Origin of the sequence: Mammaliicoccus sp. B-M6, assembly GCF_022386965.1 — a bacterium.
Taxonomy (GTDB): domain Bacteria; phylum Bacillota; class Bacilli; order Staphylococcales; family Staphylococcaceae; genus Mammaliicoccus; species Mammaliicoccus sciuri_A.
Genome location: NZ_JAJNHJ010000101.1, coordinates 1 through 241, shown reverse-complemented (window position 1 = coordinate 241; position 241 = coordinate 1). Strand labels below are relative to the sequence as shown.

The following is a 241-nucleotide window of genomic DNA, read 5'->3' as shown; positions in this document are numbered from 1 at the left end:
GTGATTCGCAGTATCTTGATAAGACAACATATTTTCTTGTCTAAATTTTAAAACAGATAATTTAAATTCGCTAGTATAAACAGTATTTCTATTTTTTACTTCTAAACCTTCTTCTCCAAACTCTTTATATTGATTGACCCAAATCCGAAGGACAGACCAACTTGAAACACCATATTTTAAAGCAATTGTTCTATAACTTTGATGTCCTTCTAAATATTCTTTTACAAGTTTTATTTTGAAT

1 protein-coding gene is annotated in these 241 nt (G+C 27.4%); it reads right to left on the bottom strand.

What is annotated here, in order from left to right; translation table 11 throughout:
- Nucleotides 1-241: helix-turn-helix domain-containing protein (locus LQ693_RS13610; RefSeq protein WP_239743738.1), on the bottom strand; the 241-nt coding region annotated here is incomplete at both ends.